This window comes from Pontibacter sp. FD36 (genome assembly GCF_015686655.1).
Taxonomy (GTDB): Bacteria; Bacteroidota; Bacteroidia; order Cytophagales; family Hymenobacteraceae; genus Pontibacter.
In genome coordinates, this window is sequence record NZ_JADPMP010000038.1 from 1 (window position 1) to 350 (window position 350).

General features: G+C 62.3%; 1 protein-coding gene. It reads left to right on the plus strand.

All coding sequences use genetic code 11. The annotated features are described in order from the left end of the window. A partial coding sequence (locus tag I0P70_RS21245; protein ID WP_196121141.1) for a UDP-glucose/GDP-mannose dehydrogenase family protein occupies positions 1-350 on the plus strand: 350 nt, incomplete at both ends.

Here is a 350-nt window from a genome sequence, read left to right on the forward strand (position 1 = left end):
GAGATCATGGGCGCCGACGTGAACATGGTGCGCCGCGGCATCGGCTCGGACGCCCGCATCGGCAACAAGTTCATCTACCCGGGCATCGGCTACGGGGGAAGCTGCTTCCCCAAGGACGTGAAGGCCCTGATCAAGACGGCCGACGAGAACGGCTACCAGATGGAGGTGCTCAAGTCGGTGGAGAAGGTCAACGAGAAGCAGAAGTCGGTGCTCTTCAACAAGATCATGGGCTTCTACTCCGGCGAGCTGGCCGGTAAGACCTTCGCCGTGTGGGGCCTCTCCTTCAAGCCCAAGACCGACGACATGCGCGAGGCGCCCTCGCTGGTCATCATCGAGAAGCTGCTCGAGCG